The 26,139-nt window shown below is 59.0% G+C and carries 20 protein-coding genes and 1 tRNA gene; 10 read left to right on the top strand and 11 right to left on the bottom strand.

Features of this window, described 5'->3' with window-relative positions:
• The first annotated feature begins 107 nt into the window (after positions 1-107).
• From ACIQJ2_RS15130 to ACIQJ2_RS15110, 5 genes are all read left to right on the top strand, one after another.
• Positions 108-2,018: a hypothetical protein gene (locus ACIQJ2_RS15130; RefSeq protein WP_400672722.1), complete on the top strand. Its 1,911-nt coding sequence runs from the start codon at positions 108-110 to the stop codon at positions 2,016-2,018.
• 287 nt (positions 2,019-2,305) lie between these two features.
• On the top strand, positions 2,306-3,754 hold the full coding sequence (locus tag ACIQJ2_RS15125; RefSeq protein WP_400672725.1) for a hypothetical protein: 1,449 nt from the start codon (positions 2,306-2,308) through the stop codon (positions 3,752-3,754).
• Positions 3,732-4,550: a hypothetical protein gene (locus tag ACIQJ2_RS15120; protein ID WP_400672728.1), complete on the top strand. Its 819-nt coding sequence runs from the start codon at positions 3,732-3,734 to the stop codon at positions 4,548-4,550. Before ACIQJ2_RS15125 ends, ACIQJ2_RS15120 begins: the two co-directional genes overlap by 23 nt.
• Complete coding sequence (locus ACIQJ2_RS15115) at positions 4,550-5,488, top strand: hypothetical protein (RefSeq protein ID WP_199148054.1); 939 nt, start codon at positions 4,550-4,552, stop codon at positions 5,486-5,488. Before ACIQJ2_RS15120 ends, ACIQJ2_RS15115 begins: the two co-directional genes overlap by 1 nt.
• On the top strand, positions 5,482-6,495 hold the full coding sequence (locus tag ACIQJ2_RS15110) for a hypothetical protein (RefSeq protein ID WP_400673086.1): 1,014 nt from the start codon (positions 5,482-5,484) through the stop codon (positions 6,493-6,495). The genes ACIQJ2_RS15115 and ACIQJ2_RS15110 overlap by 7 nt, the downstream gene beginning before the upstream one ends.
• Positions 6,496-6,514: 19 nt before the next feature.
• Here ACIQJ2_RS15110 and ACIQJ2_RS15105 read toward each other — a convergent pair whose 3' ends face one another.
• The 6 genes from ACIQJ2_RS15105 to ACIQJ2_RS15080 form a co-directional block, all read right to left on the bottom strand.
• Positions 6,515-8,137, bottom strand: a complete 1,623-nt coding sequence (locus tag ACIQJ2_RS15105) for an ABC-F family ATP-binding cassette domain-containing protein (protein ID WP_400672731.1) — start codon at positions 8,135-8,137, stop codon at positions 6,515-6,517.
• A gap of 447 nt (positions 8,138-8,584) precedes the next feature.
• Complete coding sequence (locus ACIQJ2_RS15100; protein ID WP_400672734.1) at positions 8,585-9,571, bottom strand: acyltransferase family protein; 987 nt, start codon at positions 9,569-9,571, stop codon at positions 8,585-8,587.
• Positions 9,572-9,945: 374 nt separating this feature from the next.
• Entirely contained in the window at positions 9,946-13,752 is a 3,807-nt protein-coding gene (locus ACIQJ2_RS15095; protein WP_400672736.1) for a vitamin B12-dependent ribonucleotide reductase, read from the bottom strand.
• Between the two features lie 769 nt (positions 13,753-14,521).
• Complete coding sequence (gene gpt, locus ACIQJ2_RS15090; protein ID WP_199148057.1) at positions 14,522-15,019, bottom strand: xanthine phosphoribosyltransferase; 498 nt, start codon at positions 15,017-15,019, stop codon at positions 14,522-14,524.
• Positions 15,020-15,332: 313 nt separating this feature from the next.
• A complete protein-coding gene (locus ACIQJ2_RS15085; protein ID WP_199148058.1) occupies positions 15,333-16,178 on the bottom strand; it encodes a universal stress protein in 846 nt (281 codons plus the stop codon).
• A gap of 115 nt (positions 16,179-16,293) precedes the next feature.
• Positions 16,294-17,067 carry a competence/damage-inducible protein A gene (locus tag ACIQJ2_RS15080; RefSeq protein WP_400672740.1) on the bottom strand — a complete coding sequence of 258 codons (774 nt, stop codon included), beginning with the start codon at positions 17,065-17,067 and terminating at the stop codon, positions 16,294-16,296.
• A 244-nt stretch (positions 17,068-17,311) separates the two neighbouring features.
• Here ACIQJ2_RS15080 and wrbA point away from each other — a divergent pair, with 244 nt between their 5' ends.
• A complete protein-coding gene (wrbA, locus tag ACIQJ2_RS15075; protein ID WP_400672742.1) occupies positions 17,312-17,911 on the top strand; it encodes an NAD(P)H:quinone oxidoreductase type IV in 600 nt (199 codons plus the stop codon).
• 78 nt (positions 17,912-17,989) lie between these two features.
• Here the strand turns inward: wrbA and ACIQJ2_RS15070 are convergent.
• A tRNA-Leu gene (locus ACIQJ2_RS15070) sits at positions 17,990-18,075 on the bottom strand.
• Between the two features lie 399 nt (positions 18,076-18,474).
• On the opposite strand from ACIQJ2_RS15070, the gene ilvA reads away from it, so the two are divergent.
• Both ilvA and ACIQJ2_RS15060 read left to right on the top strand, forming a co-directional pair.
• Complete coding sequence (ilvA, locus tag ACIQJ2_RS15065) at positions 18,475-19,725, top strand: threonine ammonia-lyase (RefSeq protein ID WP_400672744.1); 1,251 nt, start codon at positions 18,475-18,477, stop codon at positions 19,723-19,725.
• 37 nt (positions 19,726-19,762) lie between these two features.
• Positions 19,763-20,101, top strand: coding sequence for an HlyU family transcriptional regulator (locus tag ACIQJ2_RS15060; RefSeq protein ID WP_199148483.1), 339 nt, complete (start codon positions 19,763-19,765; stop codon positions 20,099-20,101).
• 101 nt (positions 20,102-20,202) lie between these two features.
• Here the strand turns inward: ACIQJ2_RS15060 and ACIQJ2_RS15055 are convergent, their stop codons facing one another.
• Both ACIQJ2_RS15055 and ACIQJ2_RS15050 read right to left on the bottom strand, forming a co-directional pair.
• Positions 20,203-20,667: a hypothetical protein gene (locus ACIQJ2_RS15055; protein WP_400672746.1), complete on the bottom strand. Its 465-nt coding sequence runs from the start codon at positions 20,665-20,667 to the stop codon at positions 20,203-20,205.
• A gap of 173 nt (positions 20,668-20,840) precedes the next feature.
• The gene (locus ACIQJ2_RS15050; RefSeq protein ID WP_400672748.1) at positions 20,841-21,617 is read right to left on the bottom strand and encodes an SDR family oxidoreductase; all 777 of its coding nucleotides are present in this window, start codon (positions 21,615-21,617) and stop codon (positions 20,841-20,843) included.
• A 105-nt stretch (positions 21,618-21,722) separates the two neighbouring features.
• On the opposite strand from ACIQJ2_RS15050, the gene ACIQJ2_RS15045 reads away from it, so the two are divergent.
• On the top strand, positions 21,723-22,304 hold the full coding sequence (locus tag ACIQJ2_RS15045; protein ID WP_199148481.1) for a TetR/AcrR family transcriptional regulator: 582 nt from the start codon (positions 21,723-21,725) through the stop codon (positions 22,302-22,304).
• Between the two features lie 53 nt (positions 22,305-22,357).
• On the opposite strand, the gene ACIQJ2_RS15040 is transcribed toward ACIQJ2_RS15045, so the two are convergent.
• Entirely contained in the window at positions 22,358-22,972 is a 615-nt protein-coding gene (locus tag ACIQJ2_RS15040; RefSeq protein WP_199148480.1) for an FMN-dependent NADH-azoreductase, read from the bottom strand.
• 137 nt (positions 22,973-23,109) lie between these two features.
• Here ACIQJ2_RS15040 and ACIQJ2_RS15035 point away from each other — a divergent pair, with 137 nt between their 5' ends.
• Entirely contained in the window at positions 23,110-24,078 is a 969-nt protein-coding gene (locus tag ACIQJ2_RS15035; RefSeq protein ID WP_199148479.1) for a LysR family transcriptional regulator, read from the top strand.
• 43 nt (positions 24,079-24,121) lie between these two features.
• Here the strand turns inward: ACIQJ2_RS15035 and ACIQJ2_RS15030 are convergent, their stop codons facing one another.
• Positions 24,122-26,110 carry a bifunctional 2',3'-cyclic-nucleotide 2'-phosphodiesterase/3'-nucleotidase gene (locus ACIQJ2_RS15030; protein ID WP_199148478.1) on the bottom strand — a complete coding sequence of 663 codons (1,989 nt, stop codon included), beginning with the start codon at positions 26,108-26,110 and terminating at the stop codon, positions 24,122-24,124.
• Positions 26,111-26,139: the final 29 nt, after the last annotated feature.

Below are 26,139 nucleotides of genomic sequence, written 5' to 3'. Positions count from 1 at the left end.
AAGATTGAGCCATGTTCGTTCGTACTGGAATGAAATCAATGCGGTAAGCGAAAGTCGGCCTTGGTTTGCCCTGCCGACATCGGTCGATGCGGGTCGCGAACAAGATCATGTTTTCACTGCATGTATTTGGTGGTTTGAAGCTTCTGGATGGTGACGGGCGAGAGGTTGCCTTTCCTGAGAAGGGACTCCTGATTCTGGTCTATCTGATGATGGATCCGAATATGCGCGCGCCGCGCAGCGCGATTGCCCGTTTTTTGTGGGGGCGCGATGACAATGGCAGCGCGCAAGTCAATCTGCGCAAACTCGTTTCCCGGATAAGGGGGCGCCAGGCCGAACTGGGTAAAGCGTTTCTCCACTTCACTGAAACCGCTGTCGAACTGAAATCGGCACCTTTGCTGGGCGACCGCCCGCTCTCCAGGGGTGGCGACCCCGGATCGGCAGTCGCGACACTGAAATCTCTGGCCGAGGCGCATGAGACCGAGTTTCTGAAGGGGGTAAGTTGCCAGAGCTCGATTTTCTTCCAATGGCGGGAAGCCCAGAGGCACCGGCATAGCCTGAGGCTAAAGGAAGCACTGAAGGTCGCGGCGGAGCAGGCAAGCACCAGGGACGAGATCGCTCTGGTGAAGGACGTTGCAACCCTGCTTCTCGGTATCGATCCGGACGATCGGGATATGCACCGAATTCTGCTGCGCATCTTCGATGCGGCAGGTGAGGTCGAGCACTTTCGGCAGATCTTCGAGCGGCGCAACGCACTTCTGGCGTCATGGTCGGATCGGCAGGACACAGCGCCGGCGTTGAATGGGCAGAGCCCCGTCTCGTCGGAGACGGAGGTCGCGCCCGCGTCCCGGAAACTTAAGATACCGCTTCTGCTTCTGCCTTCCTTCGACGAACCAGCCGAGGGTCACGATGTTCCGGCTTTAATTCAGGGCATCACCATCGGCTTGTATGCATTGGAAAGCCTGGACATGGGAGATCGTCGCACCTCCGTTCGGGTGAGCAGGGGTGGGCAACATACAGCTGCAACCTTCGACCACGGAGATCGTTCCTACATTCTCGATATGCGCCCGAGCATTGGGGCCGCAGAGCCTCAGCTGTTCTCGCAATTGGTCGATGCCGGCACGGATGAAGTGCTTTGGGCCGAGCGCATCAGTCTTGGGCCGTCCTCGTCAAAGCGGGAAGGAGAGCCGGTCACGCGCCATATCGTCCTGTCTGTCGCCGGACAGATCGAACGCCGAGAAATGATGCGATCCTATTTCAAGAGGAGCCCGATGGCCTATCAGCGCTATCTTGCCGGCAAGCGCTATCTGGAACGTCTCTCGATCCCGAACCTGCAGAGGGCGCGATCTGAGCTGGTTGCAGCGTTGCGGGGAGGTGGCGATTTTGCGCCCGGCTTGAGCTCCATCGCTCGAACCTTTTCCAAGGAATGGGTGCTGACATCGGGTGGCGACAAAGCATTGCTGGATGAAGCCGAAAACTACGCCTTGCAGGCAATCGCGGCTCGGAATGATATCGCCGACGGCTATCGCGAGCTCGGACTGACGAAGAGCTTTCAGCGAGCAAATGACGAGAGCATAGAAGCCCTGAAACTGGCCGAGGCCCTCAATCCCGGCCATGCCGGCATCATTGCCGACCATGCCGAGGTGTTGCTTCATTCGTCACGGCCGGAGCTGGCGCTGGAGAAGATCGAGCGCGCCATCGCACTCAATCCGCTTAGCCCCGATACCTATCTTTGGACCGCCTCCGTAGCGAGCTATACGCTCGGCCGCTTTGAAGCTGCGCTGGACTATATCGGCCGAATGGCCGACCCTCGTCTGGCGGACCGGGTTTCGGCGGCGAGCTGGGCGATGCTCGGTGAGGAGACCAGAGCGGCTTTCTTCGTTCGGCGCATTCATAAAACCATTCCCGATTTTGATGTGGATCGCTGGGTCTCCGTCGTACCCTTCAAGGAGCAATGGCAGCGCGATATCTATCTCGAAGGGCTGCACAGGGCAGGTTTCTGGAAAGATAGCGCCAACTAGCGCATGTCCTGCAAGGTGCAGAGCAATCTTGCAGGATATCGAAGACTGAAGCGCAGGGGAGCGGATCTGGAAGATCGCAACACACTTTGGAGCGGCGCCTTGCAGAGAGGCGCATCAAGACTGTTTTTCATTCAGGCAGATGTTTTCCAATCGCAATGCGCTCGGGCTATTCTTTACCACAATCACATCCTAACCTCGATCATATCGCGCTGGACCGGGGACAACCGGTACGGTATCGGTTTGTCGTCTTGTCCTTTCTAAGTTGATGAATTCGCCGGGGAAGATCATTGCGTTTCGAAGCCCTCAATCGTCTCTGGGACAATGTTCGGGAGACAAGCCATGATTTCCGCGCCTCGACGGACGTCTTTCCCGTCGTCGATATCGAGAAGCTTGGCTCCACACTCGATCTGAAGGAGAAGGGGGCTGCAGCCGGGCGGCAGAACCGACCGGCGCCGGACGCCCAATCCTTCGACGAAACGGAACAGCGCCTCGTTGCCTGGGTTGAGGCGGAAAAGAAGAGTTCCTACCAGATCCTCGAAGACCAGTTTCAGACCTTCGATAGCCGGTTGCGCAACCTCGATTTTGAAGGGCAGTTCGGTCTCATCCGCCAGGCGAATGCCTCCAGCATCTCGGATTTCAAGGCGGAAGTGGCAAGTGGCGTGGATGAACTTCACGGCCTTCGCCGCAAGCTGAAAACCGCCGAGGACGAGATGGTCGGCTTCAAGGCCACCCACAAGCTGCAGCGCGCCGCGAAGGTCTCGAGCAAGGCGGCATGGGGCTTCAAGGTCTCGCTCATCGTCTTCCTCGTCCTTATCGAAATGGTGATGAACGGCAGCTTCCTTGCCAAGGGCAGCGAGCAGGGCCTTGTCGGCGGCGTGACGGAAGCCGCGGCCTTCGCTTTCCTGAATATCGGCGCGGCGCTGATGTTTTCCTTCTTCTGTGTGCGTTTTCTCGTGCATCGATCCTATGCGCTGAAGCTGCTCGGTCTCCTTGGCTTGGTTGCCTATGTCGCCGTCGCGCTGGGCATCAACATAGCGCTCGCGCATTACCGCGAGGTCTCGGCAACGATCCTGAGCGGTGCCGGTGCCGAGGTCATCCAGCGCCTGAAGGCGGCACCGCTCGGGTTGACGGAGCTGAACTCGTGGATGCTCTTTGCCATCGGCCTGATGTTCTCGCTCGTCGCCTTCATTGACGGCTGCTATCTCACCGATCCCTATCCGGGCTTTGCCGGCGTGCAGAAGCGTCTCGACGCGGCGAGAGACAATTATATCGATCGCAAGCTGGATCTGATCGATGACCTGCGCGAGATCCGTGATGACCACAACAGCAAGATCGAGGAAATCATTCGCGATCTCTCGCTGCGCCGGCAGGAGACGGCTGCTATCATCGCCCATCGTGCGAGGACGGCGGGGCTTTTTGCCGAACACCAGAACCATCTGGAGCGCGCCGCCAATGTGCTGCTGACCTCATACCGCGACGCCAACAGGACGGCACGCACCGAGCAGGAACCGTCATACTTCAAGGCAGCCTACAGGATGGAGCGTCTGACGCCTGTCATCCGCACAGAAGAGGAATGGGACGACAAGGTCCTCGGCTCGCGCATCCAGAGCGCCCAGACGGAATTGTCAGAGCAGATCAAGCGGATCGGCGACGAATTCGAGCACGCCATCGAGAAATACCACCAGCTCGACAATCTTTTCCCGGAGAGCATCCTTGGCTCGACGCAAGCGGCGTAGCCGGCGCGGCGGATCCGCCGGTCTCATCATTGCAACGGTTTGCCTCGCCGTCCTGTCTCTCGGGATCGTGGGTGCCTACGGCTGGTTGCGATACAAGGCGAACGGCAATGTTGCCGTCGATCAGGCATCGCTTTGCCCGATGGATGGCCCGAAAGCGGAAACCGCCATTCTGCTTGATGTCACCGACCCGATCGCCGATACGACGGCGCTCGACCTGCGCAATCAGTTCCAGAAGATCGTGGCGGACGTTCCGATCGGCGGCGCCATCGATATCTATGCGCTGACCGAGAAGGAAGGCGAGCTCATCCAAACCTTCCATGGCTGCAATCCCGGAAGCGGCGCGAGCGTCGACGAATGGACCAGCAACCCGCGTCTTGCGCAGGCACGCTGGGAGAAGGGCTTTCAGAAGCCGCTCGCCGATATCGCCGGCAAGCTGACCGAAGGCGAATCCGGCCGCCTGTCGCCGATCATGGCGGCCATCCAGAAGATCAATCTGGAGGTCTTCGCCAATGCTCCGCATGGTTTGCCAAAACGCCTTTACATTGCGTCCGATATGATCGAGCACACAGCGGCCTTCTCGAATTATCGCGATGGCGCGTCCTATCCGAAGTATCAGCATAGCCCAGCAAACGACCGTTTCCGCACGTCACTGGATGGTGTCACGGTAAAGATCCTTGCCTTTCAAAGGCCGAATATGAAGTTCAGCATAGAGGATCTTGCGAATTTCTGGGCACAGTGGATCAAGAACAATAACGGCTATTTCGACGGCTTCGTGCGTTTGGAGGGGATACGCTGATGGCTGACACCGAGGCGAGGTATCTCTTCCGGGACTACGGGCCGATGGTGCTCTTCGCCTCCATCACCATCGGCGGCATGATCTTCATCTGGTCGTCGAAACTGATGGAGTGGTCGCTACCCATCGTGACCGGCATACCGCTCGTGCTGATGGCGATCTATTTCATCGTATCGTTGGCCTTTGCCGGCTTTCGGCTGCACAACGAGCAGGCGGGCGACAATCTCTACTACATGGGGTTTCTCTTTACCCTGTCGAGCCTCGGCGTATCGCTCTATCTCTTTGCCGGCGAAACATCGATTGAGACCATCGTCCGCAATTTCGGCATCGCCGTCACCTCGACCATCGCCGGCGTGACGCTGCGCATCCTCTTCAATCAGATGCGGCGCGACCCGATCGACATCGAGCGCAGCGTGCGTCACGAGCTTGCCGAGATGACGCGGCGCGTGCGCACAGAACTCGATTCTTCCTCGCGTGAATTCTCGCACTACCGGCGTGTCAGCAACCAGATGCTGTCGGAAGGCTTTGAGGAGATCGCGCGCCAGGCAGAGCGCAACGGCCAGGAGATCAATAAGATCCTGGAAATGCTGGCGAAACAGGCGGTAACTCCCATCAATGAAGCGGCCGCTCAGCTGACGACGACGACATCGCAACTTTCGGAGATCATTGGTGCCTTCGGCACCGCCGTCGAGAATGTCGGCAGAAAGCTGGAAGAGATCCGCTCGCCGGAGGACGTCGTGCGCGCCGAACTGACACCTGCAATTACCGCGATCAAGGAGATGTCGGAGGCGCAGCTTCAGCCCCTGCGCAACATCGAAGTGGCGCTCGGTCGCATGGCCGAGGCGATGGGGCAAGTGCCGCCAAGAGCCGCTGGCGGTAACCGCGATGTCGTGCCGGCGATTGAGACGGTGCCGCGAAAACGCTGGTGGCATTTATGGTAGCAGGTGGCTCGGACAGCACGCCGAAACTGGAGCACAAGGGCTACAATCGTGGCCTGATCCTTGGCCTGACGATGGCCGAGTCCATGCTGCTTCTGGTCTTCTGCCTGCTGCTCGTCGCCGCCGCAATGATTTCAGCGGAAAGACACAAGCGCTACGAAGTCGAACACAAGCTTGAGAAAGCCGAACAGCAGGTCGCCGCACTGGAGAAGAAGCGGACCGAGCAGGCGGCCGAGATTGTCCTGCTGCAGTCCAAGGTCGTCTCAAACGACCTCTCCGCTGCCGATAAGGCCGTTGTGGACAAGCAATGGAGGGAGTTGGTGCTGGCGAAAGAAACGCTCGACAGCATGGCAGACCAGGGCGCAACGCCGGACGATCTGAAATCGCTGGCCAAGGTGGCCGCCGTTCTCAAGGAGCATGGGGTGACGCTTGCGTCAGCGCCCGACCAGCTCGGCAAGCTTTTGGCCGGCAATGGTAGCGGGAACGGCATGCACGACTGGCCGCCTATCATCAATCTCGATGACGCCAAGAAGAACTATTTCCAGTCCGGAAGCGCCGAACTCACCGGCACCTTTGCGCAATTGCTCGATGGCACCATTACAGATGAGATTGCCAGTAATCTCAGCCTCTACGGCGCCAATATCGTCGAAGTGATCGGCCATACGGACGAACAACCGGTATCGCGCGAAAAATCTAATCTCGACGATACGCTGATCAGCGCCATGGCCGGCAAGCTTCCGGTTTCGGCATTGTTGCCGGCAGACAATGCCGGGCTCGGCTTGGCCCGCGCGATCGCGGTCGCCAACGTGCTCAAGGCCAATCCCAAGCTCAAGGATGCCACCATCCTGCCGATGTCGGCAGCGCAACTGATCCTGCCGGGCGATACCATCACTTCGGGCCAGCGCGGCGCCGTCGAGTCACGACGCCGCATCGAAATCCGCGTGCGGGGCAGGGCGGCGCCCGTTGCCGTCATCAACGCCGGCACCACCCCTTCGATCAACACACAGTAGCGTGTCGCTCGACGAGCTATCAGCTTTTGAGACCGGGTGCCTCGTAGCCGGTGCGCTCGACATACTCTGTATAGCCGCCGGGATATTGATGGATGCCCTCGGGCGTCAGCTCCAGAACGCGGTTGGAGAGCGCCGCCAGGAAATGCCGGTCGTGCGAGACGAACAGCATCGTGCCCTCATATTGCGACAGTGCCTGGATGAGCATTTCCTTGGTGTCGAGATCGAGATGGTTCGTCGGCTCGTCCAGCACCAGCAGGTTCGGCGGGTCGAAGAGCATGATCGCCATGACCAGCCGTGCCTTCTCGCCGCCGGACAGCACGCGGCATTTCTTCTCGACATCGTCGCCGGAAAAGCCGAAGCAGCCGGCAAGCGCACGCAGGGAACCCTGGCCGGCCTGCGGAAAATCGTGTTCTAGCTGCTGAAATACGGTGCGCTCTCCATCCAGCAGATCCATCGCGTGCTGGGCAAAATACCCCAACTTCACGCTGGCGCCGAGTGCGACACTGCCTTCGTCCGGCTCCGTTGAGCCTGCCACCAGCTTGAGCAGGGTGGATTTCCCGGCGCCGTTGATGCCCATGATGCACCAGCGCTCGCGACGGCGCACCATGAAATCAAGCCCTTCATAGATGCTGCGGCTGCCGTATTTCTTGTGAACGTTCTTCAGCACAGCCACATCTTCGCCGGAGCGCGGCGCTGGCTGGAATTCGAAGGCAACCGTCTGCCGGCGTTTCGGCGGTTCGACGCGATCGATCTTTTCCAGCTTCTTTACGCGGCTTTGCACCTGCGAAGCATGAGAAGCACGCGCCTTGAAACGCTCGATGAACTTGATTTCCTTGGCAAGCATCGCCTGCTGGCGCTCGAACTGCGCCTGCTGCTGCTTTTCGTTCTGCGCCCGCTGCTGTTCGTAGAACTCGTAGTCGCCCGAATAGCTGGTGAGATTGCCGGCATCGATCTCGATGATCTTGGTGACGATGCGGTTCATGAACTCGCGGTCATGCGAGGTCATCAGAAGCGCGCCCTCATAGCCTTTGAGGAAGGCTTCCAGCCAGATCAGGCTTTCGAGATCGAGATGGTTGCTCGGTTCATCGAGCAGCATGACGTCCGGGCGCATCAACAGGATGCGGGCCAGTGCCACGCGCATCTTCCAGCCGCCCGACAGTGCGCCGACGTCCCCATCCATCATTTCCTGGGTGAAGCTGAGACCTGCCAGAACTTCGCGAGCGCGGCCTTCCAGCGCATAACCGTCGAGCTCCTCGTAGCGTGCCTGCACCTCACCGTAGCGCTCGATGATCTCATCCATTCTGTCGGCTTGATCCGGATCGCTCATGGCGGCTTCCAGCTCACGCAGCTCGGCGGCAACCGCGCTGACGGGGCCCGCACCTTCCATCACTTCGGCGACGGCGCTGCGGCCTTCCATCTCGCCGACATCCTGGTTGAAGTAACCGATGGAGATGCCCTTGTCGACGGAGACCTGTCCCTCGTCAGGCTGTTCCTGTCCGGTGATCATGCGGAAAAGCGTCGTCTTGCCGGCGCCGTTGGGGCCGACAAGACCGATGCTCTCGCCCCTGTTGAGTGCCGCGGATGCCTCGATGAAGAGGATGCGATGGCTGTTCTGTTTGCTGATATTTTCGATACGGATCATGTCTACGCGAGGCCCACAAATAAGTTTCGGGGGCCTTATGCCACGGGTTATCGCTTCTGTCGCAGGTTTTTGAGCGGATACTGGCAGGTGAACGTCGCATAGCTGGATAAACCGCTTTCCAGCCATACAGATGATCGGCAGCTTGCCAAATCGCGATAAGCAGGATTTTTGCCGACGGCAGCAATGCGTGGCGATTAGGTTCCGTATATGTCGGATCAACTCCTTTTAGATAGAGATGATCATTGCCCTTGCTATTTCCGAACCACCAAGGGGAAGGCATGGGCAGCGCGCGGAGTTGCTGCGACACCTCGTCAAATAGACGATTTCATGAATTTCATGAAGGGCTTCGGGCGCTTTCGCCTTCCTTGCGTATTCGATCTTTGCCTCGAGCGCGCCTGATCTGATCCAAGTGCGGTCGCAACAATCCAGCCCTGCGCGTCAGCCTTGCTACGCGGGCTGCGGCCTAGCTGGCCGCATCTTGCGGAGGATCGGGCGCTCAATGAAGAGATAGCAGACGATCGCAAAGGCCAGAGATCCCAATACAATCAAGACGGGCTGCGCTGCAGGCGGTACCCCGACGCGCAATAGCAGCGCCGTCACCATAATGCCCGTAAGCACGTGCCAGACGTAAATCGAATAGGACGCGTCTCCCAGAAAATGCAGGAGGGCCAGTTTGGGAACGCCGCGCTCTCGTTCCGCAAAAACGGCGCCCGACAGCAATAGCGTTGCCGGTATGCCCCAGCGCACTGCACGGTCGAAATGGGGCAACGGATCAATCGCCAGCAACAGGATTCCGGCAAACACCAAGCCGATCGCAACGCCAAATGGCAGCCGAAAGCCCTGGTTCCACAAGCGTCCAATGACGATTCCCGTCGCAAATTCAAGAATGACCGGTTGGGTGAAAACGCTGACATAGCCGAATGTCAGCAGGTAATGCGCGAGGACGGCAATCACGAGCGCCGCCATCAGGAACGAGAACCGCCTGAGTTCCGGCAAAAGCAGTGAAACGGAAAAAATGAGATAGAAGAACATCTCGTAGGACAGGGTCCATCCCTGCTCAACGACGGGATGCAGTGCATCATCCTTGATGACGGGCACGAAAAATAGCGAGCCGATCAAATTTCCCAAGCTCGAATCCGTGTCGAAGAAAAACTGCGGCCTCAACATGATCACAGCGAATGTCACCGTCGTCGCAATCCAGTAGAGTGGCACTATTCGGGCCAGTCGGCGAAACATGAATTTTCGCGGGCCGATCGGCTTTCCGTCTGTCGTGATCCACATGATGAAGCCGCTGATAACGAAAAATATATCGACGCCCGCGGCGCCGACTTTGAAGCCCAGCCCATATGTCTCGCTGGCATGGAAGCAAAGAACGGAAATCGCGGCAACGGCCCGCAGATATTGAACGCTTGCGATATCACTGCCGATTTTCAAGACGGTGCCTCACGCAACTGAGATATGATCGCCGACGCGCTGCCGGCCGGATTTAGCGATAGAATGCGTCGAAGGGCCGGGCGATTACACAGACAATTCTCAAGGGCGCGGCAGATCGAATGACGACGCGGACATTCTCAACGGAAATAGATGATTTCCAGCCGGTTTCATGACCGAAATCGGGCATTTCGGTTTGGCGTGCATGCCGACGGCTCAGTACCGCCTTGATGATATCAGGTTCATCCGCCTGGGATGGAAGGTTCTTTGTTTGTTCCAGATTTCAATTTCAGGCGGTTCGACCGCCTGAAATCTGGATGCATTTAGACCCACAATAGGGCTTCTCGCTTCAACGTGCCCTGTGAGCGGTTGAAGTCTCAGCTGCAGCCGCTTGTTGCGCCGCAGGTGTCGCACTTCTCGCAGGTGCCGTTTCGTACCATCGTGAAGTTCTGGCATTCGGTGCACATGTTGCCCGTGTAGCCCTGCATGATGGAGCGGGCGCGGCGTTCGGATTCCAGTTTCTTGGCGTCCGTCTTGGCCGTTGCCGCGTCGCTTGCAGCCTTGTCGGTGAAGAGGCCGGTGGCCTCAGTGGCTTCGCTCACTTGCTCTTCCGCGATCTCTTCGGCCAGTTCCTTGGCGCGCTCCTCGTAGTCGCGCTTGAAGGCGACGACTTCGGAAGTCGAGACGGAGCTGGTCGGCTCCAGCTTGCGTACCGTGTTGCCGGCAAAAGCCGTTACGGTGCCGAGCGATGCCGCCCGGGCCGGAGCCGCAATAGCCGCGCCCTTGACGTCTGCTGCCGGACGATCGCCCGAGCTTGGAACCAGCGTCGGCTTGTAGCCGCGGGTCAGGCCCTTGGAGACGACATCGGCCTTGCCTTCGGACACGCCGCGACCAAGCGCCGTGTTGTTGAAGTCCGAAGTGTCGACGTGAGCTAGATCGTGACGGCCGAGATAGGAGATCGCCAGTTCACGGAACACGTAGTCGAGGATCGACGTGGCGTTCTTGATGGCGTCGTTACCGGTGACGATGCCGGCCGGCTCGAACTTGGTGAAGGTGAAGGCGTCGACATATTCCTCGAGCGGCACGCCATACTGGAGGCCAAGCGAGACGGAGATCGCGAAGTTGTTGATGAAGGCGCGAAGAGCCGAGCCTTCCTTGTTCATGTCAAGGAAGATTTCGCCGAGACGGCCGTCGTCATATTCGCCGGTGCGCAGGAAGATCGTGTGACCGCCGATCTTTGCCTTCTGGGTGTAGCCCTTGCGGCGGCCCGGCAGTTTTTCCTGCGTGCGGATAACCTTCTCGATCACGCGCTCGACGATCTTCTCAGTGATGGTGACGGCCTGTGCGGCAGCCGGAGCTTGCAGGAATTCTTCCAGCGCGTCCTCGTCGCTATCGTCTTCGATCAGCGAAGCATTCAGCGGCTGGCTGAGCTTGGAGCCGTCGCGATAAAGGGCGTTGGCCTTGAGGCCGAGCTTCCAGGACAGCATGTAGGCGTTCTTGCAATCCTCGACGGTGGCTTCGTTTGCCATGTTGATCGTCTTGGATATGGCGCCCGAGATGAAGGGCTGAGCCGCCGCCATCATGCGGATATGGCTTTCGACCGAGAGATAGCGCTTGCCGATCTTGCCGCAGGGATTGGCGCAATCGAAGACGGCGAGGTGCTCGTTCTTGAGGAACGGAGCGCCTTCCAGCGTCATCGCACCGCAAACGTGGATGTTGGCGGCCTCGATGTCCTTCTTGGAGAAGCCGAGATGGTCGAGCAGGTTGAAGCTCATATCGGCCATCTGCTCGTCGGATACCTTCAGCGTGCCCTTCAGGAAGTCGGCGCCGAGCGTCCACTGGTTGAAGACGAACTTGATGTCGAAGGCGCTCTTCAGAGCGGCGTTGACGGCATCGACCTTCTCGGCGGTGAAGCCCTTGGCCTTCAGCGTCGACGGGTTGATGGCCGGAGCCTGGTTCAGGTTGCCGTGGCCGACAGCGTAAGCTTCGATCTCGGCGATCTGGCTTTCGGAATAGCCGAGCGTGCGCAGAGCTTCCGGAACGGCGCGGTTGATGATCTTGAAGTAGCCGCCGCCGGCGAGCTTCTTGAACTTCACCAGAGCGAAGTCCGGTTCGATGCCGGTCGTGTCGCAATCCATGACGAGGCCGATCGTGCCGGTCGGTGCGATAACGGTGGCCTGAGCATTGCGGTAGCCGTGCTTTTCGCCGAGCTCCAGCGCCCTGTCCCAGGCAGCCTTGGCATGAGCGACGAGATCCTGATCCGGGTTTTCGGAGTGGAGCAGCGCCACCGGATTGACCGACAAGCCCTCATAGCCAGAGGTCTCGCCATAGGCGGCACGGCGATGGTTGCGGATGACGCGCAGCATGTTTTCGCGGTTCGGCTGGAACATCGGGAACGTTCCGAGTTCGGACGCCATTTCCGCCGAGGTTGCGTAGGAGATGCCGGTCATGATGGCGGTCAGCGAGCCGGCGATGGCGCGGGCTTCGTCGCTGTCATAGGGAATGCCCGACGACATCAAGAGGCCGCCGATATTGGCGTAGCCAAGGCCGAGCGTGCGGTATTCGTAGGAAAGCTCGGCGATGCGGCGCGACGGGAACTGCGCCATCATCACGGAGACTTCGAGAACGACGGTCCAGAGGCGGACGGCATGCTCGTAATCGGCGATGTTGATCCGCTTCGTCGCTGCGTCCTTGAAGGTCATCAGGTTCAGCGAGGCGAGATTGCAGGCCGTGTCGTCGAGGAACATGTATTCCGAGCACGGGTTGGATGCGCGGATAGGGCCGGCGGCCGGGCTGGTGTGCCAGTCGTTCATCGTCGTGTTGAAATGCAGGCCCGGATCGGCCGATGCCCAGGCGGCGTAGGAAATGGATTCCCATAGGTCGCGTGCCTTCAGCGTCTTGATGACCTTGCCGTCCTTGCGGGCGGTCAGGTTCCAGTCGCCATCGGCCTCGACGGCGCGCAGGAAGTCATCCTTGATGGAGACCGAATTGTTGGAGTTCTGGCCCGATACGGTGAGATAGGCTTCCGAATCCCAGTCGGTGTCGTAGGTCTTGAATTCCAGATCCTTGTAGCCCTGGCGAGCAAATTGGATGACGCGCTGAACGTAGTTTTCCGGAACCTGGTCCTTCTTGGCAGCGCGGATCTCGCGCTTCAGGGCAGGGTTCTTGGCCGGGTCGAAGCAATCGTCATTGTCACCCTCGCAATTGACGGTGGCCTTCATGATCGCCTTCAGGTGCTTGGCGACGATCTTCGAACCGGTAACGAGGGCAGCAACCTTCTGCTCTTCCTTGACCTTCCAGTTGATGTAGTCCTCAATGTCAGGATGGTCGATGTCGACGACGACCATCTTGGCGGCGCGGCGGGTCGTGCCGCCCGACTTGATGGCGCCGGCAGCGCGGTCGCCGATCTTGAGGAAGCTCATCAGGCCGGACGAACGGCCGCCGCCGGAGAGCTTTTCGCCTTCGCCGCGCAGCAGCGAGAAGTTGGAGCCGGTGCCGGAACCGTACTTGAAGAGACGGGCTTCGCGAACCCAGAGATCCATGATGCCGCCCTCGTTGACGAGATCGTCTTCGACGGACTGGATGAAGCAGGCATGCGGCTGCGGATGCTCATAGGCGGACTTGGACTTGGTCAGCTTGCCGGTGAAGGGGTCGACGTAATAGTGGCCCTGGCCGGGGCCATCGATGCCATAGGCCCAGTGCATGCCGGTGTTGAACCACTGCGGCGAATTCGGGGCGACTCGCTGGGTGGCGAGCATGTAGGCAAGCTCGTCACAGAAGGCGGAGGCGTCTTCTTCGGAAGAGAAGTAGCCGCCCTTCCAACCCCAATAGGTCCAGGTGCCGGCAAGGCGATCGAAAACCTGACGGGCATCGGTTTCGGAGCCGGTCTGCTTTTCCTTCGCCAGATCCTTCATGGCGGCATCATCGGGAATGGAGCGCCACAGGAAGGATGGAACGTCGTTTTCTTCGACCTTCTTCAGCTTGGCGGGCACGCCAGCCTTGCGGAAGTACTTCTGCGCGAGAATGTCGGCTGCAACCTGCGAGAATTGCGCGGGAACGTCGATGTTTTCGAGGCGGAACACGATCGAACCATCCGGGTTCTTGATCTCGCTGGTCGCCTTGCGGAATTCAATATCCGCGTAGGGCGATTGGCCGGCCTTCGTGAAACGACGTTCGATGCGCATGGTCCCGATCCTCATTCGTTGGTGCGCGCCCGCTTGGAAGCAGGGCGCAAAAATTCTCATTCCGGCATGGCGAATTCAACGCACAGCCAGCTTTCAATCCGCTATCTGACAGGAGATGTCATCCGGAGATGGGTTCCTGTATCTTGTGGTGATGGTGGCTGCAAACACTAAATATAGTATTAACAGCTTATTGCCGCCAGTCCCCGCATCCAATTTTTCGGCAGCATCGACATCGGCACAAAAATCCCCGCGGCGTCCACTGCTGAGAGTGTATCGCCCTGAATCCAAATCCGATTTCAAAGTGAGAACCAGCCCTCGTAAAACCGCCTGGTTCAGTCGCCGCCGCAACGTCGTCCATTAACTTTGAAAGACATGAGTCCGTCAAGGGGTGGTTTGAGACGGATTGTTAACCACAATATCTTGTGGGCTTACCTGTGGAAATTGGGGAAACGTCAGGAGGGTAAAAGATTCAACGGCTTGAGGGGAGATGCTCGCCCTTGTTGCGACGACTGATGATGGGAAAGGCATCACCGCAGGAGTCAAAAACGACAAAATTGTGACCGTGGCCTTGAAGCCATTGGCAGCGAGGCAAAAGCATGCCGTCGTGCTTTATGATTCGTGCGGAACGCCTTGAATCTCACGCATTCTCGTTGTTCAGCACCCACTAAATATAGTGGGCGCCGCAGCGCCCACCTCTATTATGACTGTTTCAGTTTGCTTTGACGCCCTGGATGGAATCAGCAGTGATTCGCGGCGAAACCGCTGTGGCTCAGCCGCGATGACCCTTGGCGATCGGTTCCTGATAGGTGAAGCCCATGTCCCAGGGGAAGTAGATCCACGTGTCCTGGCTGACCTCGGTGATGAAGGTGTCGATTGTGGGAACGCCGGTCGGCTTGGCATAGACGCAGGCGAAATGCGCCTTTGGCAGCATGGCGCGAACTTCGAGCGCCGTTTTGCCCGTGTCGGTAAGGTCATCGACCACAAGCACGCCTTCGCCGCCATCGGCGGACAGTTCCGGGGCGATGCCCTTGAGCAGGTTCATCTGACCTTGCTCCGAATAGTCGTGGTAGGAGGCGATGCAGACGGTATCGATCAGGCGGATGTTGAGCTCGCGCGAGATAATGGCGGCCGGCACGAGGCCGCCGCGGGTGATGCAGACGATTGCCTTGAATTCGCGATTGAGGCCGGCAAGCCGCCAGGCAAGTGCGCGGGCATCGCGATGGAACTGATCCCAGGATACGGGAAAGGCTTTATCGGGGAGGGACATGGTTACAGGCTCCGGGGCATGGAATGACGACGCACCGGCGCGCCGGCGACCCTGAGCAGACCCCGCGGCGGGCGCGGACCATGAACCAAATCCGGAACGCGATTCGTGCTATCGACTTGAACAGGATCGCATCAGAGAAAAGCACCGGCTTTTCGGGATCATGTTCCATGGACCGCGCGAACGGTTCCCTGGCGGGAATTCTGTCATCGGTCGCTGCTTTCTGCTGGATTTACCGTCAAAAGGCAATAGCAGCGGGGCAACGGGGTGGTGCAGATTCCCGCCGGAACCTCATGATTTCCACGTCTTTGAGCGATCAGCGCGCCAGAAGCGTCATTGCCGTCATGGATTGCAGCAAGGTACGCGTCGTGCCGCCGAAGATCATCTGCCAGAGCCAGGAATGGGTATATGCGCCCATGACCAGAAGATCGATGCTATCATCGGCAAGACGGTTTTCGATCACTTGCGATGGCGTCGACTTGCCGGAGCAGGCGGCAGTTTCGAATTTGGCGCGGACACCGTGACGCGTGAGGGCTGCCGCGATCTGAACGCCGCTTTCCTTCGACGGATGCGTTTCCTTCTCGGACGTGCTGACCGAGAGTATCTCGACGGAATCGGCAGCTTTCAGGAAGGGCAGCGCATCGAAGGTGGCGCGCGCCGCCTCCTTCGAGCCGTTCCAGGCGATCAGCACACGGCGGATCGGCTTCGGTTCCTTCAGAATATAGGGGATCAGCAACACCGGTCGGCCGCTGTCGAACAGGAACGTTTCGACATCGACCTGGGTATCGGAATATTTCGATGGATCGGGTTGCACGGCCAGCAGCAGATCGGCGCTGCGGGCTGTTTCGACCAAGGGCTCGGTGCCGTAACCAACGGTGCTGGCGAAGCTGTGCCATTCATAGTCGACGCCGGCATTCTCCATCTTGGTGCGGAATAGTCTCTCGATCTCGATCGCCTGATTGTGAACGACATCCTGAAGCGCCTGCACGGCCACGGGGTCCGGGATTTCCATCGGTGCCACAAGTGGCACGGTCGAGATGACTTCCGCATGCAGGCCGACAAGATGGGAGCCGTGCTCCTTGGCGAAGGCGGCCGCAAAGTCGGCGGCGACCCGCGTGTTGTCGGGATTGTCGAGGACGGTCACAATGGTTTTATAGGACATGACGTGATCTCCCACGCGGAAGGGTTGGATCGCTACATTATATCAGCATTCCGCTTCAGAATAATGCGCCGTGATCGTTTCGGTTCCCCAACAAAATGCACGCCGTCGTTGAACGTTACGCTTCAGCGGACTGATTTTCCTTGGCTTTCGACTGTCGGATGGTTTCGATCATCGCGCGTACTTCGGCTGCGACATTTTCAACCAGCTCAGCCGAACGGCCTCTCACGACGATCTCCGTCGAGAAGAACTGGCCGACATAGCGGGGATAGGAACCGATGCTGGTATCCGGATGGGCCTTCTGGATGAGGCCGAGCGGTGTGCCGATTTCGCCTTCGCCATAGGGGCAGGAGATAGCGGTCGACAGAACGTGAGCCCCGGTCCGGAGCGTCGGGATGACGTTGTCGAGCATCGCCTGGAAAACCTGTGGCACGCCGGCCATGACATAGACGTTGCCGATATTGAAACCGGGAGCCGTCGAAACCGGGTTGGCGATATGCTTCGATCCCACGGGCATCCGCGCCATGCGCTGACGGGCTTCGGTGAATTCCATCTCGCGCCGCGCATACATTTCGCCCATGATCCGCATGGCGTCGGCGTCATGCTCGCAAGCCACGCCGAACGCCTTGGCAATGGCATCGGCGGTGATATCGTCATGAGTAGGGCCGATACCGCCCGAGGTGAAGACGTAATCATATTGGCCGCGCAAGGTGTTGAGCGCAGATACGATCGCATCTTCCTCGTCGGCCACGATGCGAACTTCCTTCAGGTCGATGCCAGCCAGCAGCAGTACATCGGCGAGATGGCCGATATTCTTGTCCTTGGTGCGACCGGAAAGCAGTTCGTCGCCGATGGCCAGCATGGCGGCTGTGACAATGGTTTCGTTTGACATGGAGACATCCAGGAAAAAGCGCGCGCCGCGCGTTCACAGAAAAGGTTTTGAATAGGTAGCGCTGTTTGCGGCGAATGCAAACGGTCGTTTTCGTGTCGACGGAAGTCATTGCAAGATGTTGCAAATGAATTTTCGTCTACGCAGAATGAACAGTGCGTTCTGAGCATGGGGGCTGCTCCGCCGTCGCATCGCTGATAAAACCGAATGCAACACTTAACGCGTCTAGCAAACAGGAGACGTTCTCATGGCTAAGGTTCTGGTTCTCTACTACTCCGCTTACGGTCACATCGAGAAGATGGCCTATGCCGTCGCAGAAGGCGCAAAGTCCGCAGGTGCAGACGTCACCGTCAAGCGGGTGCCGGAACTCGTGCCGGAAGAAGTCGCGAAGGCTTCCTACTTCAAGCTCGATCAGGAAGCTCCGATCGCAACGCCGGACGAGCTGGCAGAATACGATGCGATCATCGTCGGCGCCGGCACGCGTTTCGGCACCGTCGCCTCGCAGATGCGCAATTTCTGGGATCAGACCGGTGGCCTCTGGTTCAACGGCAAGCTTGTCGGCAAGGTCGGCTCGGTATTCACCTCGTCCGCCACGCAGCACGGCGGCCAGGAATCCACCATCCTCGGCTTCATTCCGACCCTTTTGCACCACGGCATGGCCGTCGTCGGCCTTCCCTATGCCTTCCAGGGCCAGATGGGCACGGAAGAAGTCAAGGGCGGCTCGCCCTACGGCGCCTCCACGATCACCAACGGCGACGGCTCGCGCCAGCCTTCGGAAATCGAGCTGGAAGCAGCAAAATACCAGGGCGCCCACGTCGCCAAGATTGCTGCCAAGCTGACGGCCTAATTCGAATTCTGCATATTGATGAGAGAGGCGCGGCGAAAGCTGCGCCTTTATCGATTCCATAACAGTGGAATTCGATTTTGGTGCGGACGACGGGGGTCGAACCCGTACAACCAAAGGTCGAGGGATTTTAAGTCCCTTGCGTCTACCAGTTTCGCCACGTCCGCGTGCTTTTTCCCTTCAAGCACTTGAGCGATTCAGTCAAGGAAATGTTTTTCAAGACGAGCTGAGTTATATGCCAGCAGCACGCCTATTTATATCCCATGACGCCGCAGCGGCTCCTGAAGGCGTTGGATAGGCTCAAGCGAAGCCCGCCTGCGCCGACGGATCGGTGTTGGGGCGGGCCTCTGACCATCATCATGATGGCTGTGTCATATTGGACGCAGGGGGAGCTTTGCTGTCAACTCGCAGATTTTAGGATTTCCGCTGTCAGAGGCATAAATAGTTAACTGCTCGTAAGTGGCAGCTATATCGCGCTCGCAGGTCCGAAAGCGGTATAAACAGGCTTTCTTTGGTCATGTTTCCTGTGTCATAGCGGGGGCTTATTGAAGAAGGACGGATAAGCCGTGGACAAACAGACTGTTCTCGAAGCAACCGAGGCCATGCGTGGCCTTTTTCCCGCAACGCCGCTGCAGTTGAATGAGCACCTTTCTGCCCGTTATGGCGCCGATATCTGGCTGAAGCGCGAAGATCTGACGCCGGTGCGTTCCTATAAGATCCGCGGCGCCTTCAATTTTTTCCGCAAGGTGATTGCCGAGGGTGGCACGGGAAAGACCTTCGTTTGCGCATCCGCCGGCAATCATGCCCAGGGCTTTGCTTTCGTCTGCCGCCATTTCGGCGTGCCGGGCGTGGTCTACATGCCCGTCACCACGCCGCAGCAGAAGATCGACAAGACCCGTATCTTCGGCGGCGAGTTCATCACCATAAAGCTCTTCGGCGATTTTTTCGATCAATGCTATCAGGCGGCGCGCGAGCATGTTGAGCGCATTGACGGCGTCATGGTACCGCCTTTCGATCATACCGATATCATCGAAGGGCAGGCGACCGTTGCGGCCGAAATCGCGGAACAATTGCCCGATGGCGTCGTAGCCGATCGCATCCTTCTGCCCGTCGGTGGCGGCGGTCTTGCAGCAGGGATCACCGGCTATTTTGCCGACACGGTTGCCCGCGATGCGTTTATCTTCGCGGAACCCGCCGGTGCGCCCAGCCTGCGCCGCAGTATCGAGGCAGGGCAGGTTGTTACGCTGACCAAGGTGGACAATTTCGTCGATGGCGCCGCCGTCGGGCGTATCGGCGATTTGAATTTCGCCGCTCTGAAGGGCTTTTCGGCCGACCAGGTCCAGCTCATCGAGGAAAACGCCATCTGCGTCACGATCACCGATATGCTGAATGTCGAGGGCGTGGTGCTGGAGCCGGCCGGCGCCCTGGCCATCACGGCGCTGGAAAAGCTCGACCGCGACAGCATTCGCGGCAAAACGATCGTTGCCGTCGTCTCCGGCGGCAATTTCGATTTCGAGCGTCTGCCCGATGTCAAGGAGCGCGCCATGCGCTACGCGGGCTTGAAGAAATACTTCATCCTGCGTCTGGCGCAACGCCCCGGCGCGCTTCGCGATTTTCTCAACATGCTCGGCCCCGAGGATGACATTTCCCGTTTCGAATATCTGAAGAAGAGCGCCCGCAACTTCGGCTCCATTCTGATCGGCATCGAGACGAAGAATCCGGATAATTTCAAACAGCTTATCGCCAATTTCGAAAGCTCCGGCATGGGCTATGAGGACATCACCGAAAACGAGATCCTGGCAAACCTAATCATTTGACTTTGCGAGCTTGCAACCTTCATGCTAAAGGCGATCCATGGCTTCGTTCTTTTCAAATATCATCTCGATTTTCACCGGTGGCGCGGCACAGCCGGGCGCTGAGAAATCCGGCGGCTCTACGGTGAGCGCAGAGCCGCAGGTTCATGCTGGCTGCACGATCCATGCGACCCCGCAGCGCGAGGGTAATCAGTTCCGCCTCATGGGGCGGATCGAGAAGGACGTGAACGGCGAGATACTGGTGCGCAATTTCATCCGGGCCGATGTCTTCACCTCATCGGACGATGCCGTGGAATCGACCTTCCGCAAGGCGCAGCAGATCATCGATCAGAACGGCCCGTCTCTGTTTGGCGATGGCGAAAAGGTTCGCCAGGTCTGATTGTTCGCGCCGCTTGCCTGTGCTGGCGGCGCATTTCTGCAGAAATATCCATAGTAGTGTGATGCATCTTATAGATGCTCACCGAAGATGTTGGCGCGGCGTCAGTAAAGCCCGTCCGGCAACCAGCTTTCCAGATATTCTTCCATCGGCTTTCCGGACATTACAGTCGAAATCCAGGCGCGCCGCTCGAAGTCGATGGCAACAAGTTCGTAGGCGCAGGCCATGAGATCGCTCTTTGCGAGCGAAAATTCAGGCTTTCCCAAATAGTCCGATTGAGCGGCGTATTGCATGCACACGCACTCGTTGGCCCACCAATGAGTCAACAAGGTTTTTGCGCTGCTTCCGTGATGAAGGACGACGAAGCCGACAGAGTAGTGCGGCGTCCGTTCCATACGGGCCAGATTGACCGCAACGAAAGAGCGCGCTTCATCGACCAGTTCCGGCTGTAGGAGTTGTTCTTGTTCCGAGTGTTGTGCGGAGATACCGTAGGCCTTGATGCTCCAGCCAGAGATATGCCAGATGCCCAAACGTCCAAAGCGTCGCGGCATGTACATCGGAATCGGCATGTTTGTTCTCTGTATCTGCATTATTGCCGGGTGATTGAAACATTGCAAAACCCGCCTGTCGCGGCAATAGAAATCGGGCAGTCAGCCCAGTCACGCAAAGGCCGCCTCTCGCATCTGCGCCAGACGGCCTCACGCGGTCCGCCGGTATCGGCGGCCATTCAAACCTCGCAGGCTTAAGCCACACGAAACATCTTGGCGCCGGATGGAGCGTTGATGGCGCCGCCGTCAACCGTGATTTCGATGGCCGTGACGTTGGCGGAATCGTCGGAGGCGAAATAGAGCGCAGCCTTGGCGATCTCGTCGGCTTCGCTCATGCGGCCAAGCGGGCTCATATTGCCATAGCGGGTCTGCAGCGCGTCCAAAGCTTCCGGCGTGGCGGCGCGTGGATCCCAGATCGGCGTCTTGGTGGCGCCAGGCGTCACCTGGTTGACGCGGATGCCGCGCGGTGCAAGTTCGGACGCGAGATTGCGCGTCATGGCGCGAACGGCGCCCTTGGTGCCGGCATAGGCCGAGGCGCCGGGGATGCCGAGGACGGCATGGACCGAGCCGTTGAGGATCACCGAACCGCCGTCGTTCAGGTGCGGCAAAGCCGCTTGCACGGTGAAGAAGACGCCGGTGAAATTGATGCGCACGATGGTTTCGAACTGCTCAAGCGTGGTCTTGCCGAGTGGGGTTTCTCCGGCAATTCCGGCGTTGGCGAAGACGACATCGAATTTTCCAAGCTTTTCGGCGGCCTCGGCAAATGCCTTTTCCATCGCCGGGATGTCGGTTGTGTCTGCCTGCAATGCCAGGACGCCATCGCCGAGTTCTTCTGCCGCTGCAGCCAGTGTTTTCGCGTTGCGGCCCGTTATGGCCACCTTGGCGCCTTCAGCGAGGAAGAGGCGGGCTGTGGCAAGCCCGATACCGCTGTTTCCGCCAGTGATGACGGCGACCTTGTTCTTGAGACGCATGTTCGTAGCTCCTGTTGGCTTTCGTCACGATCTGGATTATGATCGTTATCTATAAGGATTATGATCGTAATCCATTTTGTCAAGCCGGGCACGAAAGGATTTTCGATGGGCCGCTCGCAACTGGAAAAGCAGAAGACGCATGAACGCATCGTCAAACTCGCTGCCAAGCGTCTGCGCGAGGAAGGATTGGAAGGAATTGGCGTCGCCGATCTGATGAAGGAGGCGGGTCTGACAGTCGGTGGCTTCTACAAGCATTTCGGCTCCCGCGACGAACTTGTGGCGGAAGCCATGGAATCGGCAATCGGATCGTGGCGGCGGCAGCAGGAGGAGCAGGGAATTGCTCCCGAAAGCATATCGCTAAACGACTATGTCGACGGCTACCTTAGCGAACGTCACCGGGATCATTGCGGCGAGGGCTGCGCCTATGCGGCGCTGACGGCAGATATGGCGCGGAGCAGCGATGCGGTTCGCGCAGTGGCGACTGAAGGCTTGCGAAGGAATTTCGAGACCATGGCGGCGCGTATGCCTGAGCCTGAGACCGCCGAAGCCAGACGCAAGGCAATTATCGCCTCCTGTCTCATGACCGGCGCGCTCGGCCTTGCGCGTGTGGCGAACGACGAGGCGCTTTCGAACGAAGTTCTGGAGACGGTGAAGCAGTTCGTGAAAGCACTGCCACAGGCAAAATAGCAAAGCGGCCGGTTGGAGCCGGCCGCCTGCCATTATCGGAATAATGCTGTTGATTAAGCGGCGAGGGCCAGCTCGGAAGCGCGGGCCTGAGCGGCGCCGATAGCCTTTTCGGCAGCTTCCGGACCAAAGGCGACGCCTTCCACATAGACCGTCTCTACATCGGTGATGCCGATGAAGGCCAGAACCGACTTCAGGTAGGGAACGGCGTGGTTCAGCGGAGCAGCCGGGCCTTCGGAGTAGACGCCGCCGGAAGCGAGCACGATGTAGGCCTTCTTGCCGGTTGCCAGACCCTTCGGGCCGGTTTCGGTGTAGGTGAAGGTACGGCCGGCGCGAGCGACGTTGTCGATCCAGGTCTTCAGCGACGAATAGATGTTGAAGTTGATGAGGCCGGTGCCGATGACGACAGTGTCGGCTGCGAGCAGCTCGTCAACCAGCGCGTCGGAAACCTTGACGAGTTCCTGCTGCTCGGGCGTGCGGGCGTCGGCCGGCGTACGAATGGCGGCAGTGAAAGGGCCGTCGATGTGCGGCAGGTTGTCGGCTGCGAGGTCGCGCTTGACGAGCGTTTTGCCCGGATTGTTGGCCTTGATCTTCTCCGCCAGTTCGACGGCGATCTTGGAGGAGAGCGAGTCCGGACGCGGGCTGGAGGTCAGAAGCAGAATGGAGGACATATCCGTTTTCCTTTTCAATGGGTTGCGAAAATCGGCTGGGAGAGTCCGATCTCGTTCGGGTTCATAGATAAGTCCTCAGTGCTATCGAGAAAAACTGTGATAATATGGATTGTAATTATCGATAGAATGGATGGCAGATGCTTCCCAATCCCACCCTTGACCAGTTGCAGGTGTTTCTGACCGTTGCAGAGTCCGGCAGCTTTTCCGCGGCGTCGCGCGTGCTCAATCGGGCGCAATCGGTTATCAGCTACACGATCGCCAATCTGGAAGCCCAGTTGGAAATGCCGCTCTTCGAGCGCTCCGGCTCACGCCAGCCGAAGCTGACGGATGCAGGCCGGGTGATGCTGGAGGATGCGCGCCGCATCCTATCGGATCTGCAGGTGATGCGCGCCAGAGTGAAAGGTTTGAAGACCGGGCTCGAGGCAGAAGTGGCCGTCGCCATCAGCGTCATGGTGCCCGTCCATGCGACAGTGGAGGTGCTGCGCGAATTCCGTGATCGTTTCCCTTACGTTTCGCTGCGTCTCGATACCGGCGAGCTCGGCACGATGATGGAGCTTGTCGCAAGCGGCAAGTCGACCATCGGTATCGGCGGCGCGGTCGTAAAGCAGGATGATGCGCTGGCCATCGAGCGCATCGGCCATTCCTTCATGATGCCGGTCGCCGCGCCGACGCATCCGCTGGCGCAGATCGGAAGGCCGCTGACGCTGGCCGATGTGCGCGAAGAGGTTCAGCTTGTCGTCACCGATGCCTCAAGCCTCACCAACGGCAAGGATTTCAACGTCCTGTCCTACAAGACCTGGCGCGTCAGCGATATCGCCACCAAGCATCAGCTGATCAGAGGCGGTCTCGGCTGGGGCGGGCTGCCGGCATCCTTCATCATGGAAGATTTGCAGAAAGGCCGGCTCGTGCCGCTGCCTCTCGATGCCTATGATCAGAGCGAATATCCGATCTATGCGATCCGCAAGCTTGATAATCCGCCAGGTCCAGCGGCGGCCTGGATGATCGAAGCCTTCCGTTCACGCCTGTCGCAATGCCCGAATCAGGCGGATTTCAAGGCGGCGGTCGAGATGTTCAATCCCGAAGAAAAGCGTTTGGCCGCTGAGTGAAAGCCCTCTCCTCGCAAGGGGGAGAGGGCCTTTCGTTGCGGGCTTAGAGCACTAGGCGATAGTTGCGGAAACCGTCCGTGCCGTCGCCGGCATCTTCGATCTTCACGCTCTTCACCTGGTCGAGAAAATCCTTGGCTTTCGGCGAGCTCTGGAAGACGACGGTCGTGCCCGGCAGCGGCTTGAAGGTCCAGTTGCCGTCGGCGGTCGGGTTGATCGTGCCCTGGTCGTGAACATAGCGCACGATGACGTCGCGGTTGGTATCCGGTGCCTGGTAGATGACCTTGTCGGCGCCGATTTCCGGGAAATTGCCGCCGCCGCCGGCTCGGTAGTTGTTGGTGACGACGACGAACTTCTGCGCGGGATCAATCGGCTTGCCGTCGAACTGCAAATTCTGGATGCGGTTTGAATCGGCATTCAGCAGCTTGCCGTCATCGCTGAAGCGGCGCGGCTGAGAGACGTCGATCTGGTACGTCACGCCGTCGATGACGTCGAAGTTGTAGGATGGGAAGCTGTTGTTGATGATATCGGCATCTTTGGCGCCCGGCTTGACCTGATTGAACATGGCGGCCGACATCTCCAGCCAGTTCTTGACCTGCGCGCCGTTGATGACGACGGCCTGCACCGTATTCGGGTAGAGGTAGAGGTCGGCGACGTTCTTGATGGCGATATCGCCGGCAGGAACGTCCGTATAGTAGTCGGCGCCGTTGCGGCCGCCGCACTTGAAGGGCGCCGCAGCCGAAAGGATCGGCAGATCCTTGTACTGCGTCTCCTTCAGCATCTCCTTGATGTACCAGACCTGAGCCTGGCTGACGATCTGTACAGACGGATCGTCAGCGACCAGCGCGAAGTAGGAGTAGAGCGGCGCAGACGTCTTGCCGACCGGCGTGCGGACGTAAGCCAGCGTCGCCTCGTGCTCGGCCTTCGCGGCTTCGACGACTTCCTTCTTGTCGGCGACGTCGGCGATGACCTTCTTCTTGTCGTCGCGGTGGTAGATCGGCCGTGCTTCGGAGGTGAAGTCGACGATCTTCCAGCTCTTGCCGTCCTTCTCGAGCAGCAGGTCGATCAGGCCGAGATGCGAGCCCCAGAAGCCGGCCATGACGGCAGGCTTTCCATGCAGCGTACCCTTGACCGGATCGGCATCCTTGATGCCATCCCAGGTCTTCGGACCGGGGAAGACGAGATGCTGGTGGCCGGTGAAGACGGCATCGATGCCATCGACCGCGGCGACGTAGAGCGAGGCATTTTCCATCTTCTCGCTCGGGCCGCTGCCATCGATACCGGAATGCGAGAGCGCGATGACGATGTCGGCGCCTTCCGCCTTCATGACCGGCACCCAGGCCTTGGCGGCTTCGACGATATCGCGCGTCTGCGCCTTGCCTTCGAGGTTCTTGATGTCCCAGAGCATGATCTGCGGCGGCACGAAGCCGATGAAGCCGATCTTGATCGGGCTTTCATTGCCGGAGCCGTCCTTGATCTTCTTTTCGAGGATCAGGTACGGCTTGAAGAACAGGTCGTCCTTCGTCGGGTCGGAGGCCAGCTGGCCCTTGGTGAGGTTGGCGCAGACGAACGGGAAGTTCGCGCCGGCCAGCACCTTGAACATGAAGTCGAGGCCATAGTTGAATTCGTGGTTGCCGAGCGTTCCCACGGAATAGCCGAGCGTATTCATCGCCTTGATGACGGGATGGACATCGCCGTCCTTCATGCCGTGCTGATAGGCCATGTAGTCGCCCATCGGGTTGCCCTGCAGCACGTCACCATTGTCGATGAGGAGCGAGTTGGTGGCTTCGGCGCGGATATTGTCGATGATCGTCGCGGTACGCGTCAGGCCCATCGTGTCATTCGGCTTGTCGGCATAGTAGTCGTAAGGGAAGACGTTGACGTGGATGTCGGTGGTTTCCATGAGACGCAGATGCGCCTGGTTGCCGGCTGCGCGCGCGGCGAAAGGATGCAGCACGATCAGCGCCGCCGTGGCGCTGAGGCCTTGCAGCAGGGAACGGCGCGACATGCTGGGCAAATCCAGAATGGAAGACATGAAACACTCCTTCAACGATAGGGCTTTGT

The sequence above is a fragment of the Rhizobium sp. NPDC092011 genome (assembly GCF_044756305.1).
Lineage (GTDB): Bacteria > Pseudomonadota > Alphaproteobacteria > Rhizobiales > Rhizobiaceae > Rhizobium.
The sequence above is the reverse complement of the archived record's forward strand: the minus strand, read 5'-3'. Positions and strand labels throughout refer to the sequence as shown.